The organism is Prevotella sp. AM34-19LB (assembly GCF_003468525.1).
Lineage (GTDB): Bacteria > Bacteroidota > Bacteroidia > Bacteroidales > Bacteroidaceae > Prevotella.
In genome coordinates this window covers 1-546 of the sequence record NZ_QSIG01000142.1, presented here as the reverse complement: position 1 = coordinate 546, position 546 = coordinate 1, and the positions used below count along the sequence as shown (strand labels likewise).

Annotated in this window: 1 pseudogene; it reads left to right on the top strand. The window is 47.1% G+C overall.

The features are described 5' to 3' along the window. Positions 1 to 546: pseudogene (locus DW830_RS15605) on the top strand (IS1380-like element IS612 family transposase); the annotation flags it as partial.

The window sequence follows — 546 nt, the reverse complement described above, 5'->3', positions numbered from 1 at the left end:
TTGAAACGGAGAAGTATGATGCAAAACCGACCTACAAAAAGTTCCTCGGCTACAGGCCTGGCGTATATGTTATCGGTGACAAGATAGTCTATATCGAGAACAGCGATGGTAACACGAATGTGCGTTTTCATCAGGCAGACACCCATAAGAGATTCTTCGCTCTTCTGGAATCCCAGAACATCCGTGTAAATCGCTTCAGGGCAGACTGCGGTTCCTGCTCGAAGGAAATCGTCAGTGAGATAGAGAAGCATTGCAAACATTTCTACATCCGTGCCAACCGATGCAGTTCGCTCTACAATGACATCTTTGCTCTGAGAGGATGGAAGACGGAGGAGATTAACGGCATCCAGTTCGAACTCAATTCCATTCTCGTTGAGAAATGGGAAGGCAAGTGCTATCGTCTTGTCATCCAGAGACAAAGACGCAACAGTGGCGACCTTGACCTGTGGGAAGGCGAATACACTTACCGTTGTATTCTGACCAACGATTACAAGTCATCGACAAGGGACATTGTTGAATTCTACAATCTGCGTGGCGGCAAGGAAC